This is a genomic window from Marinimicrobium sp. UBA4209 (assembly GCF_002381585.1).
Lineage (GTDB): Bacteria > Pseudomonadota > Gammaproteobacteria > Pseudomonadales > Cellvibrionaceae > Marinimicrobium > Marinimicrobium koreense.
The window spans coordinates 37,199-37,550 of the sequence record NZ_DFTP01000078.1 but is presented as its reverse complement, the minus strand read 5'-3'; the positions used below and the strand labels follow the sequence as shown (position 1 = coordinate 37,550).

Genomic DNA, 352 nt, shown 5'->3' with positions numbered 1-352 from the left:
GCATCCGCCGAAACGTTTCCGATACTGACACCCATGCGTTGCATTGAGTCCATCAAGGCGCTGGACAACTAACGCCAGTACCACCCAATCCGCAATAACCACCCGGGTTTTTGGCCAGATATTGCTGGTGATAAGGTTCAGCATAGTAAAACGGGCCGGCCGGCTGGATCTCTGTGGTTATCTCTCCCCTGCCCCGCTCCTCAAGCGCGGCCTGATACCGCTCCCGACTCTGCTCCGCCGCGGCTTGCTGTGTGGCATTCTGGGTGTAAATCCCGGAGCGGTATTGGGTACCCCGATCATTGCCCTGGCGCATGCCTTGGGTAGGATCGTGATTTTCCCAGAAGGTTTTGAG

At 57.1% G+C, this 352-nt stretch carries 1 protein-coding gene; it reads right to left on the bottom strand.

The annotated features are described in order from the left end of the window. Window positions 1–52: 52 nt before the first annotated feature. On the bottom strand, window positions 53–352 hold a 300-nt coding region (gene msrA, locus B3187_RS11795; protein ID WP_286806651.1), incomplete at its 5' end, for a peptide-methionine (S)-S-oxide reductase MsrA.